Annotated in this window: 14 protein-coding genes; all 14 read right to left on the bottom strand. The window is 39.5% G+C overall.

Annotated features, from left to right (window positions below; translation table 11 throughout):
• Positions 1-37: 37 nt before the first annotated feature.
• The 14 genes from D5F11_RS22515 to D5F11_RS22450 all read right to left on the bottom strand — a co-directional run bounded on the left by D5F11_RS22515 (position 38) and on the right by D5F11_RS22450 (position 18,279).
• A complete protein-coding gene (locus D5F11_RS22515; protein ID WP_120118385.1) occupies positions 38-1,135 on the bottom strand; it encodes a C45 family autoproteolytic acyltransferase/hydrolase in 1,098 nt (365 codons plus the stop codon).
• A 442-nt stretch (positions 1,136-1,577) separates the two neighbouring features.
• Positions 1,578-3,137, bottom strand: coding sequence for an ABC transporter substrate-binding protein (locus D5F11_RS22510; RefSeq protein ID WP_120118384.1), 1,560 nt, complete (start codon positions 3,135-3,137; stop codon positions 1,578-1,580).
• Between the two features lie 35 nt (positions 3,138-3,172).
• Complete coding sequence (locus D5F11_RS22505; protein WP_120118383.1) at positions 3,173-4,270, bottom strand: C45 family autoproteolytic acyltransferase/hydrolase; 1,098 nt, start codon at positions 4,268-4,270, stop codon at positions 3,173-3,175.
• Positions 4,271-4,494: 224 nt separating this feature from the next.
• A complete protein-coding gene (locus D5F11_RS22500; RefSeq protein ID WP_120118382.1) occupies positions 4,495-5,478 on the bottom strand; it encodes an ABC transporter ATP-binding protein in 984 nt (327 codons plus the stop codon).
• Positions 5,462-6,478: an ABC transporter ATP-binding protein gene (locus D5F11_RS22495; RefSeq protein ID WP_120118381.1), complete on the bottom strand. Its 1,017-nt coding sequence runs from the start codon at positions 6,476-6,478 to the stop codon at positions 5,462-5,464. The genes D5F11_RS22500 and D5F11_RS22495 overlap by 17 nt, the downstream gene beginning before the upstream one ends.
• A gap of 43 nt (positions 6,479-6,521) precedes the next feature.
• A complete protein-coding gene (locus D5F11_RS22490) occupies positions 6,522-7,421 on the bottom strand; it encodes an ABC transporter permease (protein WP_120118380.1) in 900 nt (299 codons plus the stop codon).
• Positions 7,422-7,432: 11 nt separating this feature from the next.
• Positions 7,433-8,383: an ABC transporter permease gene (locus tag D5F11_RS22485; RefSeq protein WP_120118379.1), complete on the bottom strand. Its 951-nt coding sequence runs from the start codon at positions 8,381-8,383 to the stop codon at positions 7,433-7,435.
• Between the two features lie 147 nt (positions 8,384-8,530).
• The gene (locus D5F11_RS22480; RefSeq protein ID WP_120118378.1) at positions 8,531-9,589 is read right to left on the bottom strand and encodes a hypothetical protein; all 1,059 of its coding nucleotides are present in this window, start codon (positions 9,587-9,589) and stop codon (positions 8,531-8,533) included.
• Positions 9,590-9,596: 7 nt separating this feature from the next.
• Positions 9,597-10,313 carry a response regulator transcription factor gene (locus D5F11_RS22475; protein WP_120118377.1) on the bottom strand — a complete coding sequence of 239 codons (717 nt, stop codon included), beginning with the start codon at positions 10,311-10,313 and terminating at the stop codon, positions 9,597-9,599.
• On the bottom strand, positions 10,291-11,094 hold the full coding sequence (locus D5F11_RS22470) for a sensor histidine kinase (protein ID WP_120118376.1): 804 nt from the start codon (positions 11,092-11,094) through the stop codon (positions 10,291-10,293). Before D5F11_RS22470 ends, D5F11_RS22475 begins: the two co-directional genes overlap by 23 nt.
• 712 nt (positions 11,095-11,806) lie before the next feature.
• On the bottom strand, positions 11,807-13,159 hold the full coding sequence (locus D5F11_RS22465; protein ID WP_120118375.1) for an APC family permease: 1,353 nt from the start codon (positions 13,157-13,159) through the stop codon (positions 11,807-11,809).
• A 413-nt stretch (positions 13,160-13,572) separates the two neighbouring features.
• Positions 13,573-14,226 (bottom strand): GNAT family N-acetyltransferase, encoded by a 654-nt coding sequence (locus D5F11_RS22460; protein WP_120118374.1) that lies wholly within the window; start codon positions 14,224-14,226, stop codon positions 13,573-13,575.
• Positions 14,227-14,452: 226 nt separating this feature from the next.
• Complete coding sequence (locus D5F11_RS22455; protein ID WP_120118373.1) at positions 14,453-15,874, bottom strand: NAD-dependent succinate-semialdehyde dehydrogenase; 1,422 nt, start codon at positions 15,872-15,874, stop codon at positions 14,453-14,455.
• 281 nt (positions 15,875-16,155) lie between these two features.
• A complete protein-coding gene (locus D5F11_RS22450; RefSeq protein ID WP_120118372.1) occupies positions 16,156-18,279 on the bottom strand; it encodes a sigma 54-interacting transcriptional regulator in 2,124 nt (707 codons plus the stop codon).
• Positions 18,280-18,415 lie beyond the last annotated feature (136 nt).

Raw genomic sequence — 18,415 nt, 5'->3', positions numbered from 1 at the left:
CTCCGGTGTATTTTTTATGATTTTCCACTTATAATAATTACAATGTTACCGCCCTCATACTATCTATTTCTTCAAATGCTCCTTCCTGACCTACACGTAATAATGCTCTTCTTTCCGATAGATTCATAATAATAGAGAAAATTGTTTCTACCTTTCGATATTCTGGTGCGTTTTCATTTTCAAAATGATTAATGGAGCATGGTTTATTCAACGTATCCGATAACCATCTCTCAAACGTTTGTTCATTAATTGGCTCTTTAGCAGCTATGCTTGCTTTAATAAGTTGATCAGCCCTTTTCTTTCGAAGGATTGAATCTTCAAACCGAACATCATTCACATCATTTACATATTGCTTTATGACATTGGAGCAAATATGATTTGTGTGGGTCAACCATCCATCGTCTCCACCTACATAATCAATCCCAAAAGGAGAGACCTCCAGATTCACTGTCATTCCATTTCCATCGCCATCATCATAGCCAATTAAAAAATTTCCGGAAGCAGCTATTTGCCCATTTGATATCTTGGAAATTGCTTCGGCTTGGGAATATGAGTTTAATACGGCTCGATATCCAAGATGCAACGGTACTTTGTTTGTCCCTTTATCTGTAACTAAAGCATTTAGACAAAAACCTACTCCTGCTGAGTTAAAACCAATTTTCCCTATGATCCCTCCTTCGGTTACCATTGTTATGCGTGGGGTATTCTTAGCTTGTATATCAAGTAATAGCAAACTGTTTTTTTGTGATGCCGTCCAATCCCAGGTTTGGCCGATGATCGTGTCTTTAATGATTGGGCTGGAAACCGCCATGGACGTGCAACCATCCGAAAAAACTTCCCCTATATTCGTCAAGGCTATTTCACTTCGGGCGTTTAATGCCAAGATATCTTGAAAATCTACTCCCGCTCCCTCTGCAATCCCTTCCATTTCTTCAATCATCCGCAGATCATATTTCTCAATCGCGTTTAAATGAAGCAAAGCGTGCTCCCTTGCCTCTTGCCAACTCATTTTTTTGGCTACGTAAAATAGCCTTTCATACGCTTCCAGACTATTCATCACTTCTTGCTTCCCTTGGCTCCCATGCTGGAATCCTATTTCCTTTGCAGAGCCTTGGAGATGTAATCTTTTAACCATGAAGTGCATTCCTCCCTAAAAACTAAATATACAAGTGGCAAACTGCCTGGTGCCATTTGCTTTTTGACTGATATGAACACTATAGATGAATGATAAGCACAGCCTGATGGCACATTGTAAATGTTAGATGCAAAATGACAGCCCTTACATTTTGCGTTTCATTCATTTACAAAGCTTGTTTTCACTTCCCTTCATCCTGTTAACTCATTATAAAAAATCTCCTAACAATAAAGTTGCACTATTGTTGGCGCTTTTTTAACTTTTTTGACATCTTTTTACTCAATTTTCATTACCACTGTAACCGTTACCTATTTGATGAAAAGTAAAAAAACAGCGTCCCCCCACTAAGCTTGCTTAGCGGAGGGACGCCTTTTATCATGTAATTGTGGAACCTTTTTCCGTGAATGGATCCGAATTATATTCAGTCGGCCAATAGGGTAGATTAGTCAGACTTTGTAGTGTTCCAAAAAACAGGTCCATGAAACCACTCAAAATCTTTTAGATTTGTACGTATAGCTGCAACTCCATCATAATCACCAAATTTAATGGCAGGTAAGTAGTTCCAAGATTCATTTTGAAGCTTCCCAAATATCTCTTTTGCATCTTCATCTGAAGGAGCAACCATTAATTCATCAAGTAGTTTATCAATCTCTGGGCTATTGGACCAACCGGTATAATTAATCCTGGAATCCAAAAAGTTAATTTGCGTCGGATCAGTTACCGGGTTATATCCCATTGGCATTAGATCATAAAATTTCTTATCTTCTCTCACTTCCATTAATGTTGCCCAGTCATATACCTCTAATTTAGTTTTTACACCAATCTTTTTAAGGTTTTCCTGGATAACAACTGCTATTTGATATTGATCCTCGTAATCCCTAGTGGTCAAAATGGTTAGTTCTTCACCATTATATCCAGCCTCTTTAAACAGCTTTTTAGCGGCTTCGGGATCATGAGCCTCGTACTTATCTTTCCCTTGTTCATTATACCAGCTTACATACTCTTTCGTTAACAACCCATGTTCCTGTGTATAAAACTTTTCATCCGCAAATGCCGCCATCATAACTTCCTTTTTATCGACTGCAAGATTTAACGCTTGCCGAGCCTTTTCGTTGGAGAATATCCCATTTTGTTTATTAAATACAACTGTACTGAATCCTTCTGGATGCGTAATGGCTTCCAAATTTCCATCACTCTCTATTGCAGGAACATTATCGTAAGGAATTTGAAGCGCTACATCATACTCTCCTGTTTGAATCCCAGCCGTTCGGGTAGATGCATCCGGAACCATGCGGAAATACAATTCATCAATCATTGGCTCTTTTTTACCGACTAATCCATCGGGTTCGCTTCGTGGTGATTGATATTCTTCATTTTTTACAAGCTTAATATATTGGTCTTTTTTCCATTCCTCAAGCTTAAAAGGCCCAGTTCCAACGTACTCTTTAACCCCAGACTTTGGTGCATTTTCAATGATTTCTTTTGGCATAATAGCCGCGAAATTGATATTAGTAGCCAGTATATATTTAGCAATTGTAAATGGTTTGTCCATTTTTAATACAACAGTATAATCATCTTCTTTTACAAATTCAGACTTAGAAAAGTAGGTGTTTGCTTTACCGTTTAATTCCTTCCAACGCTCCATAGATGCAACTACATCATCTGCAGTCATTTCCTTCCCATTATGGAACTTCACTCCTTTTCTTAATTTGAAAGTAATACTTTTGAGATCTTCACTTGATTCAAATGTCTCTGCAAGTAGGGGCGCAGCTTCATTCCTTTCGTTAAAGGCCAAAAGAGTCTCAAAAATATTGCGGCCAATATCAGTTGTAGCAACAGAAACAGTGGCATGTGGATCTAAGGTAGGCGGTTGTGCCATATATGCAACATTCAATGTCCCGCCTTTTTCATTGCTGCCTCCACTTTTTCCTGCGTCGTCAGATGACGAAGCACAGCCTACTAGTAAAAAAACGATCAAAAAAGATATTAGTATTTTCCTCATTATGTTACCCCCATTGTATTTTTGTGCTTTTCCAATTACAATGCTGTCTCGGTGATTGTATCTATCTCCTCAAATTCTCCTTCTTGACCTATTCGCAATAATGCTTTCCTCTTAGATAAATTGATAATTATGGAGAAAATTGTTTCCATTTTCCGATGTTCAGGAGCATGTTCGTTTTGAAAATGATTAATAGAGCTTGGTTTATTAAATGTATCGGATAGCCATCTCTCAAATGTTTTCTCATCGATTGGTTTCTTAGCAGCGATGCTTGATTTAATTAGCTGATCAGCTCTTTTCTTTCTAAGAATGGAGTCTTCAAATCTAAGTTCGTTCAAGTCCTTTAACTTCTTTTTTAGAATATCGGAACAGATATGATTTGTATGAGCCAGCCATCCTTCATCACCGCCTACATAATCAATTCCAAAAGGAGAAACCTCCGGATTTACTGCCATCCCGTTTCCATTACCGTCATCGTACCCAATTAAAAAGCTGGCAGAGGCAGCTATTTGCCCGTTCGCAATCTTAGAGATTGCTTCAGCTTGTGAATATGAATTTAAGACGGCCCTAGTTCCAAGATGAAGAGGTATTTCGTTGGTCCTCTTGTCAGTAATCAAAGCATTAAAACATAGACCGACTCCAGCTGAATTGAAGCCAATTTTCCCTATGATTCCCCCTTCTGTCACCATTGTAATACGTGGTTTGGATTTAGCTTGTATATCAAGTAATAGCAAACTATTTTTTTGTGATGGCGTCCAATCCCAAGTTTGACCAATGATCGTGTCGTTTATAATAGGGCTGGTAATAGCCATGGTCGTACAACCATCTGAATATATTTCACCTTTATTCGTCAAAGCGATTTCACTTCGCGCATTTAAAGTCAAAATGTCTTCAAACTCTACTCCAGCACCTTTCGCAACTCCTTCCATTTCTTCAACCATCTGCATGTCATATTTTTCAATAGCATGTAAATGGAGCAATGCGAGGTCCTTGGCTTCAGACCACTTAATATTCTTAAACCCATAGAAAAGCCTTTCATATGTTTCAAGACTATTTACTACTTCTTGCTTTCCTTTGCTGCCATGCTCAAATCCAATTTCAAATGCAGTTCCCTGAAGGTGCAGCTTCTTAATCATAAGACCTACTCCTCTCTATTTATTCTTCACGCCTTGGCGTATTTGCGCCCAGAATTTATCGAGCTTTAGCTCGATAAATTTCCTCTGAAAATCTGTGGCATCCGCCTGAGGCTTTGACTTTATTCAGCCGGGGGTTTGAACCCCCACTGAATGGAATACCAATATACATTCATCTCACCACTTACAGAAGTGGGAGACTTATGCTGAATGAAGTTAAAATAAGCCTAATCATATAAATGGCAAGCAACCTGATGCCTATTAGCTCCTTGGGTTACCGTTGGAACTTCGGTTTTACAACGTTCCATTGCATGTGGACACCGAGTATGAAAAACACATCCTGAAGGCAGATTTGTCGGAGAGGGCACATCTCCTTTTATTACAATTCTTTCTTTTTTTCTATGAGGGTTGGCAATCGGAATGGCAGACAACAATGCTTGAGTATAAGGATGCAACGGATTTTTAAAGAGCTCATCAGTTGGCGCTAATTCTACTATACTGCCAAGATACATAACTCCGATTCGATCAGAGATATGGCGGACAACACTTAAATCATGTGCTATAAATAAATAAGCCTGTTCAAATTCATCCTGTAACTCTTGCAACAGATTGATTACCTGCGATTGTATAGAGACATCTAAAGCAGAAACCGGTTCATCACATATAATGACTTTCGGAGTGACAGCCAATGCCCGCGCGAGGCCAATCCGTTGTCTTTGTCCTCCTGAAAACTCATGAGGATACCGATAGTATTGATCACTCCGCAATCCAACCTTATTTAATAGATCCATCGCCTTTTCCATTCTTTCAGCCTTGGTTCCGATACCTTGAATCTTCATTGGCTCCTCAACACTGTATCCTATTCTTTTTTTAGGATTAAGCGAAGAATGCGGATCTTGAAAAACCATTTGCATTTCTTTTCTAAATGGCATAAATTCCTTGTCTTTTAATTTGAAAATATCCTTACCCTTGTATAATGCAGTTCCGGAAGTAGGCTCCGTCAATCGTAATATCGTTCTGCCAGTTGTACTTTTTCCACAGCCCGATTCTCCAACAAGCCCTAATGTTTCCTTCTCGTATAAATCGAACGTTACATTATTAACGGCTTTTACCTGACCCGTTACCTTACCAAGCGGATTCGTTATCGGAAAATGTTTCTGTAGGTTTTTTACCTGCAGGAGAGGTTCTTGGTTCTCATACGGTTGTTGCATGATGTTTATGACCCTCCTTTTTTAAGAACTCATCAGCTTTCCAACATCTAACCTTTTGTGTTGTGTCAATTTCCGTTAAATCAGGTGCTTGGCCAGTGCACTGTTCATCAGCAAATTCGCATCTCGGTGCAAAACGGCAACCAGTTGGAACAGCAGTTAGAGGAGGGACAACTCCCTTAATTACATGTAGTTTTTCCGTACGGTCTCCGTCAAGCTGTGGAATCGATTTCAACAGCCCTCTCGTATAAGGATGAAGCGGGCGGGAAAACAGCGTTCCAACCTCCCCTTCTTCAATCACTTGTCCAAGGTACATAACCACCACTCTCTGACAAACTTCGGCTACAACACCAAGATCGTGAGTGATCATCATAACGCCCATTTCCAACTCTGATTTCAAATGATCAATAAGGTCTAAAATTTGAGCTTGAATGGTGACATCAAGAGCGGTAGTCGGCTCATCTGCAATAAGTACTTTAGGTCTACAGGCTAAAGCCATAGCAATAAAAACTCTTTGTCTCATTCCTCCAGATAGTTCATGAGGATATTCATGTATCCTTTTTTCCGGTGCAGGTATGCCTGTGAGTCTTAACATTTCTTCAGCTTTTTTATATGCCTCGCGTTTATTAACTTTTTGATGGATAACAATTGCTTCAGCTATTTGATCCCCGATCGTTTGCACCGGATTCAACGAAGTCATAGGATCTTGAAAAACCATCGAAATTTTATTCCCACGAATTTCCCGCATTTCTGCTTTGCTTAGTTGCAGTAAATTTTCTCCTTCAAAAAGAACCTCACCCTCATATTTTGTTGTCTTTTCATTTAGCAATCTCATGATTGATTCGGAGGTTACGCTTTTTCCACATCCAGACTCCCCTACAACTCCAATGGTTTCCCCTTTATTCACTGTAAAGCTAACATCATCAACAGCTGTGACTGCTCCCTCTTCAGTAGCGAAAGTTGTTCTTAAATGATTAACCTTTAAAAGTGACTGATTGGACATCTTGCTATCCTCCTCGTTCTTCATTCAATCGTGGGCCTTTTCGTTATTTTTTTGCTTTATTTGACTGAGGGTCTATCAAGTCACGTATCCCATCTCCAAGCAGATTGGAGCCTAAAACAGCCAATAAAAGAAACATTCCCGGAAATACGGTCATCCACCAAGCCGTCTGAATGACACTTTTCCCATCAAATAAAATATTACCCCAGCTCGGTTCGGGTGCCGGTATTCCAGCTCCTAAAAAGCTTAAAGCTGCCTCTATAATCATAGAAACTGAAAAAACGTAAGTAATTTGAACAATAAGTGGAGTTAGAACATTGGGCGCAATATGTGACCAAATAATCTTCCGTGAACTTGCTCCTTGAGCCCTCGCAGCCTCAATATATGTCTGTTCTTTCACTACTAATGCTGCGGAGCGAACAATTCTTGCCACTCCAGGTGTTTCAACAATGACAATGGCAATCACTACATTTATTGGTTTTGGCCCCATAACTGCCATAATGGCAATAGCCAGTAGAATTGAAGGAAATGCCATTAACCCATCAGCAATTCTCATCAAAATATGATCTAGTACCCGATAGTAAGAAGAATACATGCCAATAAATAGACCAAGGAAACCAGTAATGATTGCTACGGAAAGCCCTACAGCCAAAGACACTCTAGCTCCATAAACCACACGGCTGAAAATATCTCGGCCAAAGTTATCTGTACCAAACCAATGCGTTGCATTAGGTGGTTTTAAACGGTTTACAGCCTCCAAATCATATGGGGTAAATTGGGCAATAAGTGGAGCAATAAGTGCTAATAAGGTGATGAGAAAAATAATCCCCCCGCCAATTACAACCATTTTATTAGCCCAAACTCGTCTGAGAAATAAAGCTCGCCTTTCTTTTGTAATTTCTCTTTTTCGCCCTTCCACATTCTGTTCTATTGCGTTTGAAATCATATCCTCACCCCCTACTTTTTATTTAGCCGAACCCTCGGATCTACGACTCCATATAATAAGTCAACTAATAGATTAATGAATACATAAGTTGCCGCGATTAATAGAACCGTACCTTGAATCAAAACGTAATCTCTGCGTTGTATAGCGTTTACAATAAGTTGTCCTATTCCTGGTATATTGAAAACGACCTCCGTAACTACCGCTCCGGCTACTAAAGTGCCAAAAGCCTGGCCAACCACAGTTAAGATTGGGATCAGCGCATTTCTAAAAGCATGTTTGTAAATGATGACTCTTTCTTTCAATCCTTTTGCATGAGCTGTTTTAATATAATTCATGCTTAATATATCCAGCATGGAGGATCTGGTCATACGGGCAATTAATGCGGCTTGAATAGCTCCAAGGGTAATTGCTGGTAAAATAAGAAACCTCAAGTGATTCCATAATCCTGCACTTAACGGTTGATATCCCGCAGCCGGAAGCCAATGCAGTTCTACTGCAAATAAAAGGATTAGCAGAAGTCCAAGCAAAAAACTAGGGATAGAGATGCCAAGTAATGCGAATACCATGAAAAACTGATCAACTGCAGTCCCTCTCTTCGTGGCTGCCATAATTCCGAATGGAATAGCTATTATGATTGAGATTAACTGTGCCAAAATAGCCAGGGATAAAGTAGGACCTAAATGACTTGCGAACGCTGTCAAAACTGGCATATCCAGATAAAGGGAGTCCCCTAAATCACCCACCAAAATTCCGCTAAACCAATTGAGGAACTGTTGATAAATCGGTAAGTCTAAACCAAGCTCCGCCTGCAGCGCTTTAATATCTTCCGGCAATGCTTCGGGACCCAGAATGATTGATGCCGGATCACCAGGTGTCAGGTGTATTAAGAAAAAAACAACAATTGCCACTACAAGCATTACCGGTATAAGAGAGAGTAATCTCTGTGCTATATAAATTCTCAAATTCATTCCCCTCCTCTTTGTCCATCATCTTTTGTTTTGATAGCTAGAATGATAACCCTTTCATCATCATCTACAACTTGTAATTGCCTCTCATGAACCTATTGTTTGTATTATAAAAAAAGTCCTAACAATAATTTTGCATTATTGTTAGGACTTTTTTAACTTTATTGACATCCTTCTTTGCAGACTACTAATTATTTGCATGATAATCGCTGCTATTACGAGGAGGCTAATTAAACAGCCAAAAAACACATAAATAAAAAGGAGGCTATAATGAAAAAAAATAGTAACTGTTAGAAAAGTGGCTACTAAAATGAACATAAAAGAACTGCTAAAAAATGGCTTTCCTTTTCTTTCATTTACAATTGAAGGAAGCGCATCAATTAATATGATTAGAGTGCTGAAATAAAGGACCATACAAAAAACTTTAAAGATTATTGACGGAGAAAGCTTTTCCACAAGTAAGATGAATAATTCATTCGCTTGACTGTAGTCTAAATTTTGAGTGATAGCAACAACATTCATTGTCGCAAAAGCTAATATAAAAGTGCAATAGATAAAAATTGCCATTAGCAATTTAAAAGTTACTTTATAAAAACTTTGGGCGGTGTACTTATCAATGACTTCTTGTTGAAGCAACAGCTTTGAAAAAAAAGTAATAAAGGCAATCAACAATAACAACCACAGACTTCTTGAATCGTGATTTAGGACATGGGGCTGATAGTACAAAAGGTTATGGTATAAAGACTCCAGGCCTTTTTGCAAATAAATATATGTTGGAAGAAGTATCGCTAGGCCACTAATCAATATAAATCTTATGTCTTTTATACTTTGTCTGAATTTCTTCCCTTTCGGAAGATAAATAGCACATATAAATAATATAAAAGAAGTGGAAAAAACCGAAATGTAAATATTTACGTTAAACGCGGTATGGAAAACCAATCCACAGATAAAAAGATGAAGAATATAAATTTCAAGGAATCTTATTGTTGTAATACATTTTCCCAATAAGGAGCTTTTCTTCAATCTGAATGATGACCTTTGTAAGGCAAAAAAAACTGCAAAGGCTAATAAAAAAGCAGAAACAATCACTAAACTAGAAAAAACACCAAATCGAGTGACGACTTCTCCAATGATAAATATCATGCTGATGGATACCCAGCTTGAAATTAAATAGGTGATGTTTAAAGGTTTTAAGGGTTTCATCTTGAGCTTAAACCACTTTCCTGTTTCGATATTCTTTTGGCGTACATCTGACAATCTTTTTAAAAGCATTACTAAAATAGTGCTGGCTGTTAAAGCCGCATTCTTCCGCTACCCGAAGTATGGACCAATTTCTATTTTGGATCAGCAGTTTTTTTGCATTTTCAATTCGATAATTCAGCAAAAAGTCAGAGAAGTTAACACCTACCTCTTCTCTAAAAAGCCGGCTTAGGTAACTTACATTAATATGAAAGCTTTCTGCGATCAAAGCTAGTCTCAGAGGTTCTTTATATTGCTCCTTTACGACCTGAATGACTGATCGGACAACTTCTGTGTAATTCTCGTACTCAGGACGTGTTTTCAGAAAGGTTTGCAAAGCTTCCACTAACTCTCTTTCAATAACCGGTTTAACGAGATAATCTAAAACTTTTAAATGTATAGACTGCTTAGCATAATCAAAGTTTTGAAATGCTGAAATGATAATAATTTCTAAATCAGGCATTAAAGACTTCATTTTTGCTGCCACTTCTAAGCCGTTTCTTCCAGGGAGTTTTATGTCCATAAGTGCCAACTGAAAAGAGTCCTTTTCAAGCATACTTTGGGCTAATTCGATTGCCTCTGTACCGTAAATGGCTTTATAAATTTTCCAAGTAGGAAAATGCAAATGCACCAGAAATTCTAATTGCTCTAATTCTAAAGGTTCATCATCTAATATTAGAATGTTCATTCATTTCACCTCCAAGTTCATCCATATCCATCACCTTCGGCATTGACACAATCACTTTTCCTCCTCGTTCTTCGTGTTGATGATCCAGAGAAAATGTCATCTGCGCCTCTTCGCCAAACAATAGATGCAATCGTGTAGAGATATTTTTTAATCCAATACCTACCCCGGATTTTTCTTCTAATGGATTTAAAGCAAAGCCCGGTCCATTATCCTTAACAGTGATAAAAAGCCGTTGTTCGGTTGCTTGTATAATGATCTTAACAACTCCCGGTCCTTCAAGGTTTTCAATTCCATGCTTAAATGCATTTTCAACAAGTGTCTGTATTAAATAAGGAATAACGAGTGTTTCCTCCGTCCCCTCTTCAACGTGCCATTCTACACGCAGTCGATTACCAAATCGAAGCTGCTGTATAGCTAAAAAATGATTCGTATACTCAATCTCTTCTTTTAATAAATGAAGCGTTTGTTCCTGATCATATTTTGAACGCAAATAAAGGACCATATGTTCAAATACTTCTGCTAAATGATCATACCTTTTTAACCGTATTAAACTGAACATGGAATTCAAGGCATTAAATAAAAAATGAGGTTGTATCTGTTGATTAAGCCTAACATACTTGGTAGTTTCCAGTTCTTTTTCCAAAAGAACCTTCGAGTTCTCCACCTCCAGCAAATATATTTGTTTTTCAAACGCATTAAATATGATTAAGATAAGTACACCAATCAGAGGCCCTAAAATACTGATTAAGATAAATAAGAAAAAATTTTCATATGAAACCATATCGCTCTCCATAAAAGTGCGCGTTCAAAAAATTCGCCAAATTAGAAGCAAAAGGTCGAGGCGGCTTGTTTTACGCAGCGGAAATGTATGCTATTAGATACATGAGCAGCACAGTAACAAGCCAACGAAGAGATTTTCCGCTTATAATTTGATGGCTTTTTGAACCTCCTCTAAAAATATTTTTTTACCATCATACTAAAACACTGCATTTTTGACTAGCCACAATAAGAAAAGCGAAAGGCCGCAGCCTTAGGCGACAAACACAAGGCGAATTTTGATGAGGAGGTTCCTCAACCACCACAGCAAAGCTGCTCATTTCAATTACATCGTGAAAAGCTTCCTCGAGTATGCTTCATGCAGCTTTCCGACGAGGGAAACTTATGCTTCCTTGAATAAGCTGTGCCGCAGGAGCACATTCTTCCTGAATAAACTTCCGCGTGACTTGATTCTTGCGCCGATGGCGCCTAGCCACCTCAGACCGCCACATCCTGTGGCTTCGGTGGCACTAGTACTTCCTGTACGGCGGCTGGCTCAGGCGCGACGTCCTGTCGCTTCGCTTGCACTTGTACGTCCTGTACGGCGTAGCTAGACACAGAAAAACTTAATTCGAATTAAATATTTCATCTGATTTTATACTTTCTTTACTCAAAATAGGAAGAACAGCTATTTTCAGCTGTTCCTCCTGTTTAATATCCTTATTCAACTACTTGTTTCATCCCATTATTTGATCAGCTTCGTCCACTCCAAGATCAGTAATATCTTTCTTGAATACCTTGGACATGATGAACATGTAAATGACCCCGATGATTACCCATACAATACCTCCGATGAATGCATCGGCATGCAAGTGAGCCCATAAAACCCCTGTAAAAGCTGCACCAAGCGTAGGCATGACAATGTATGAGAATACTTGCTTTGGAGTTTGGTATTGTTTCTTTTTAAATACAAAGTATGCGATAACAGATAAATTAACGAATGTGAACGCTATCAAAGCACCGAAGTTAATAACAGCGGAGATTAGCTCGAGACTCGGCCCCATCGCCAGCAGACTGACAATCCCTACGAAAATAACATTGAAAAATGGCGTTCTGAATTTCGGATGTACATATCCAAACAGTCTTTTAGGCAAGACGCCATTTCTTCCCATAACGAACAGAAGTCTAGAAACACTTGAGTGTGAAGCCAGTCCAGACGCGATAGTCGCAGCAAATGCTCCGGATAGGAAGATCAATTGGAATACAACTCCGCCGACATATAACGCAATTTCAGGGAGCGTATCATCAACGACATTAAAAACTGAGACGTCTGGGAATAATGTTTGTGCAAAGTATGCACCTACGAAGAAGACAGCTCCTCCGATCAGGACAGTGAAAGCAATTGCTTTTGGCATGATATTAATATCCTTAGCTTCTTCCGTGTACATGGTAATCGCATCAAAACCGATGAAGGAGAAACATACCACAGTTGCCCCGGTTAAAACAGCTGTAATATGCATATTCGCCTGGAACAATGGTTGGATCGTCAATAAAGTTCCTGTTCCCATTCCTTTATATAGCTGGATTGAACCTAATACAACGAATGCAGCCATTAAAACCAAAGTGAAAACAACTAAAATGACGTTGACACCTGATGTTGATTTCATACTGATTGCATTGATGACTGTTACAAAGGCGACATATATCAACACCCATATCCACGCAGATGTGTCTGGGAAAAGCGATTCCATATACAGCCTGATGATGACAGCGTTTACAAGAGGCAGAAGTAAATAGTCAAGCAGTGAAGCCCAGCCGACAAGAAATCCTAAACGGGGTCCCATTGTTTCCCGAGTATATGTGTATGCTGAACCGGCACTTGGAAAAACCTTTACCATTTTTCCATAACTGATTGCCGTAAAAAGCATAACGATTAAACCTACGACGTAGGCCAAGGGGACAAGCCCGCCTGTTTGCTTGGAAACGATTCCAAATGTATCAAATACAACCGTAGGTGTCATGTAACCTAAACCTAGAGCAACGATTGCCCACAATCCCAGTGATCTTTTCAATGATGTGTTTGTCCCCATGTAACAGCCTCCTCAATCCTTTTTAGTTTTATAGTTCCTTATTCGCGATTCTTAAGTACCATATAGAGACAAGCCGATATTTTCGAATTAGCATTGTGCTAATCCGAAAATATCAATTTATCACTTTTTTATCAAATACGCCTTGGCGTATTTGCGCCAAGATTTTATCGAGCCNGCATTGTGCTAATCCGAAAATATCAATTTATCACTTTTTTATCAAATACGCCTTGGCGTATTTGCGCCAAGATTTTATCGAGCCTCGCTCGATAAATTTCCTCTGAAAATCTGTGGCATCCGCCGGAGGCTTTAACTTTATTCAGCCGGAGTTTGAACTCCCACTGAATGGATTACCAATATACATTCATCTCACCACTTACAGAAGTGGGAGATTTCTGCTGAATGAAGTTAAACGGTTACATCAACTTGTAATCCGGATTTTTCCACTCCATTAAAGCTCCATATTTCAACGATTCTGCATCAGTTGGCAAGTAGTTTGGCATAACTGCTTTGAATTCAAATCCATTCTTCAATTGGAATGTCATAACTGGATCATAGAGTTCTCCACTAACTACCTTCGCTGCATATTGTTCTGGCGTCAGTTCGTTTGCATGTTTGTGATAGTTTGGAATACGTCCTCCAAAAAGGATACTTTCCAGGTTGAATTCTTGTGTAATCGCTCTTCTAGCTTGATATAAACGCTTTCCTATCTTTAGGCCCCTATACTCAGGGTGTACGACTACTTCCGTTCCATAAAGGTTTTTACCTTGTGGATTGTGATTTCTAATATATCCATTGTCCGATATATCATCAAAATTGTGATATACACCATAATCTTCAAAGTTAACAATGACACTTGAACAAGAACCTACGATATTTCCATCCTCATGCTCTATGACGACTTGGCCTTCAGGGAAAATCTCAATTTGGCTAGCCAAGTGCTCAGGCTTGAATGGAATATCTGGGTCTCCGAATCCGATGGCTGCCATCTCATTCACTTTATAGATGTCGTCTAAGGTCATTAGTCTTGCTCCTGCTGCTTCTATAGCTTTAAGAAACTGGGTTCTCATAGACAGCCCCTCCTTTTTTTAATGAGATTGTGCGTAAAAGATTCACGCACAATCCTTTATGTTACTGTTAGCTCCAACGCTCAGCGACTAGCAAACTTAACTCACTATGAACAATCTCACCATTTTCTGCTAAGTCAACATCACTTTTAATCTTGGCCAGGCTGATCAAGGCGTCTGCCTTTCTGTTAGTTTGCCATCGCTAAACGGGCCCCTTGCGCTTTTCTTATTAGTTTTCGTAAATAGATACAAATTTTTCTTCCAAATACTCTTCCAGACCGAACTTTCCGCCCTCTTTACCCATGCCACTCTCTTTGATTCCGCCGAATGGAGCTTGAATGACGATTGGAGCCGGGTCATTGATTCCAATGATTCCAAACTCAAGTTCTTTCATCATTCTTAAGCCGCGGCCTAAGTCTTTTGTATAGCAGTAAGCTGCAAGTCCATATAATGTATTGTTCGCTTTTTCAATGATCTCTTCTTCACTTTCAAATGTGAATACTGGTGCGATTGGACCAAACGTCTCTTCTGTAGCAATGACCATGTCGTCCGTAGCATTTAAGAGGACCGTTGGCTCGAAGAAGTATCCGTCACCGTTGTCGTAATTGAAAACTTTTCCTCCTGCAACGACTTCCGCATTGTTCTTTACAGCATCTGCTACTTGGTTTTTCATTGTCTCAAGTGCTTTTTCATTGATTAGAGGACCGACATCGGTTCCTTCTTCCAGTCCATCACCAATTTTCAATTCAGCAGTTCGTTTAGCAAGCTTTTCTGCAAATTCCTTTGCAATGCTTTGATGTGCATACACACGGTTCGTGCTGATACATGTTTGACCTGAGTTTTTAAACTTAGAAAGCATAACACCTTCAACTGCCAGGTCTATATCCGCATCGTCAAAAACGATGTATGGAGCATGTCCGCCCAATTCCATTGATACTTTTTTCATCGTATCAGCTGAATCGCGAACGAGCTTCTTCCCAATAAATGTTGAACCTGTGAATGTAAGCTTGCGCACATCCGGGCTGGAAGTCAATGCTTTTCCAATTTCTTCAGCAGGTCCAACCACAAGGTTTACAACACCTTTGGGAAGTCCTGCTTCATGGAAGCATTCGAACACTTTGATTGCAGATAGTGGTGTCTGCAATGCAGGCTTAAGGACAATTGTGCAGCCTGCTGCAAGTGCAGGAGCAATTTTCCTTGTAATCATTGAAAGTGGGAAATTCCATGGTGTAATGGCTCCGCAGACTCCGACTGGCTGTTTAATCACCATAAGGCTTTTATCTTGATGGGAAGCAGGAAGCACTTCTCCATATATTCTTTTCGCTTCTTCTGCATACCAGTCAAGATAGCTGATTGCGCTGAGCACTTCTCTTTTTGCATCCGGAAGCGGCTTCCCGTTTTCCAGCGTGATGATCTGTGCAAGCTCGTCCACTCTTTCTTTCATTAACTTGACTGTTTTGAAAAGATAGGCGCTTCTTTCATTTCCTGTGGTCTTCTTCCAAGTTTTAAAAGCTTCTTTTGCAGATGCGATTGCCGCTTTTGTTTCTTCTCCTCCACAAACTGAGATTGTGTCAATTACTTCCAATGTTGCAGGGTTTGTAATTTGTTCTTTTCGATCAGATTCATGCCACTCTCCGTTAATGTAGTACATGGAAAATCCCCCTTCAGACAAATTAAAATAGATTAAATGATTTAGTCTCAATGATTAACTCATTTGTTCGAAAAAACTTTTCCGAATCGAAGTCAGTCACCCAATATTATCATGCAATTACCATGCCAACGTTTAAACAGTACTATCTCTTTGAAAACGCCGTCATTTTAGAGCGGTTAATAGTTTAAAGCCCTTTCATTTTAACAATAATTTATTCTATTTTCAATAGTTTTATTCAAAAATGCATAACTTGTTGCATTCCAAAAATATTAAAAACCCCCTTATCCTCCTATCCCCTGTTTCCGGCTGACGATTTTTTGGTACTTCCTGCTGACAGAGGATTGACTGATCCCTAGTGCTGTCGCTGCTTTCGTTGTGGTTTTATATAGATTCATCGCCTGCGTTATAAGCTGTTCTTCCACAGCCTCAAAAGCTTCTTGCAAAGGCATGATATTGGTGATAATTGGTTTCACCTTTGTCATCGGCTCATTCAATTTTAAAACCTGTCCAACCACACTAGCATCGATCATTTCATCATCAGCCGTGACTACCAAACGCTCAACGATATTCTGTAGTTCCCGAATATTTCCAGGCCAGGTATATGCCTCCAATAGATTAAGAGCATCCGGCGTCAAATGGTAGCTGCTATCATGTCTTTCATTAAATTGTTTCAGGAAATGGAAAGCAATTAATGGAATATCCTCATGCCTTTCCCTTAATGGCGGGACATGAATTGGAATGACATTTAAACGATAGAAGAGGTCCTCGCGAAACGACCCATCCGCCACCATTTCTCTCAGATTTGTGTTCGTCGCCGCTATTATTTGCACATCAACCGAAAAGGTCTGAGTACTTCCAACAGGAGCAACCTCCCTCTCCTGAAGGACACGAAGAAGTTTCACCTGAAGTCGGAGTGGCAGTTCGCCAATCTCATCTAGGAACAACACCCCCTGGTCAGCCTGCTTGAAGTAACCATCTTTCCCGCCGGGATCCGCTCCAGTGAAGGCACCTTTCACATAGCCAAAAAGCTCGCTTTCCAAGAGCGGCTCTGGAATAGCTCCACAATTCACCTTTAAAAACGGCTGGTCCTTCCGACCTCCCAATTGATGAATAGCATGGGCAATCACTTCTTTACCGACACCAGATTCTCCTTGGATCAGCACAGTGGAAGAAAATTTAGCCACTTTATGGATCTGCCCCACAATATCTTCCATTTTCTGACTGCGGTATATTAGCTTCCGACTTAACTGTTCTTGCATTTTCATCTCATCAAGCTCTTGCTTGTACTGCGCGGATATTTTCTTCATCTCACGGAGTTCGTCACGCAGACGAGTCGCCTCTGTAATGTCTCGGGAAGCTACGATTATTCTTTCAATCTCGCCATTATCATCAAGCACTGGATTACCGACAGCCAAAACTTTCTTGCCGGCTGGGGTTTCCTGTACAACAGAGACTTTTTTCTTTTTCTCAATGACAAGCCGAGTAACCGAAGGCATAAACCGCCCCTGCTTTTCTAGTTCGATAATATTTTTCCCGACCAGGTCTTTTAAGTCCACTCCCCAAAATTCAGGAATAGCGTTTTCACTATATCGGATCAATTCTCCTTTGGAATTCACTACTAGAATTTCATCATAAATACTGGACAGGATAGCATTCAGATCCTTGTTCAGATTCTTGACGGATTCAAGTTCCATGGCCATCTGCTCGACCATCGGAAGATCCTGAACAATGACAATGATTCCCTCTACATTTTTTTCATCATTTATAATCGGACTGTAATCAACAAGAATTCCCGATTCATTCGTGACTTGCAATTGATTTAAAACGGTTTCACCAGTCTGAAAAACATGCTTCAAATGATCGGCATTAAATATTGTTTCGGCCGGATAATTCAAAACCTGTCCCGCTTTAAGCCGGGTCATTTCCAAGGCCGATTCATTGCAGTCAACAACCATTCCATGATTATCAATAATGACTATCCCCATCGGGATGGACATGAGAAGGATCTTCAATATATTGGCATTTTCATTTTCCTGCCTAAAAAGCTCAACAATCAAATCCTCGCGCAATACATAGCCAGTGATTGAATCGCTTTCATTTTTAATTAAAGATAATTCCTTTCCCAACACTTGAAAAATTGAAGAAAAAGACAGATTTTCAGATAGCGTGCTCAATTCAGTAATAGGCAAAGCATATTCCTTAATTTGATCAAGCTCCAACTCCCCGTGTTCACGCTCACTTACAGGAAGTTCCTTCAAATAGATGTAGGAAGTGATTTTTCCGTCTTCCTCCAAAAATATAAACCGGTTCTTTTTATCAGACAAAAGGGCTCGCCATTCTTGCTGAGGCCGATCCACAGAAAGCTTGACTATTGATTGGATAATATCTCTTGAGATTAAAAACACGCCACTCTCCCCCTTCCGCTTTTGTCAGTTTTTGTCGCTTCTACTTATTCATTATAGCAGAAAATCCACATTCATCTATGAATATTTTCATTTTTTATTCACAAATGAATTACCGAGGTATTTGATGCATAATCTT

The organism is Siminovitchia terrae (assembly GCF_003605405.2).
Classification (GTDB): domain Bacteria; phylum Bacillota; class Bacilli; order Bacillales; family Bacillaceae_C; genus Siminovitchia; species Siminovitchia terrae.
The sequence above is the reverse complement of the archived record's forward strand: the minus strand, read 5'-3'. Positions and strand labels throughout refer to the sequence as shown.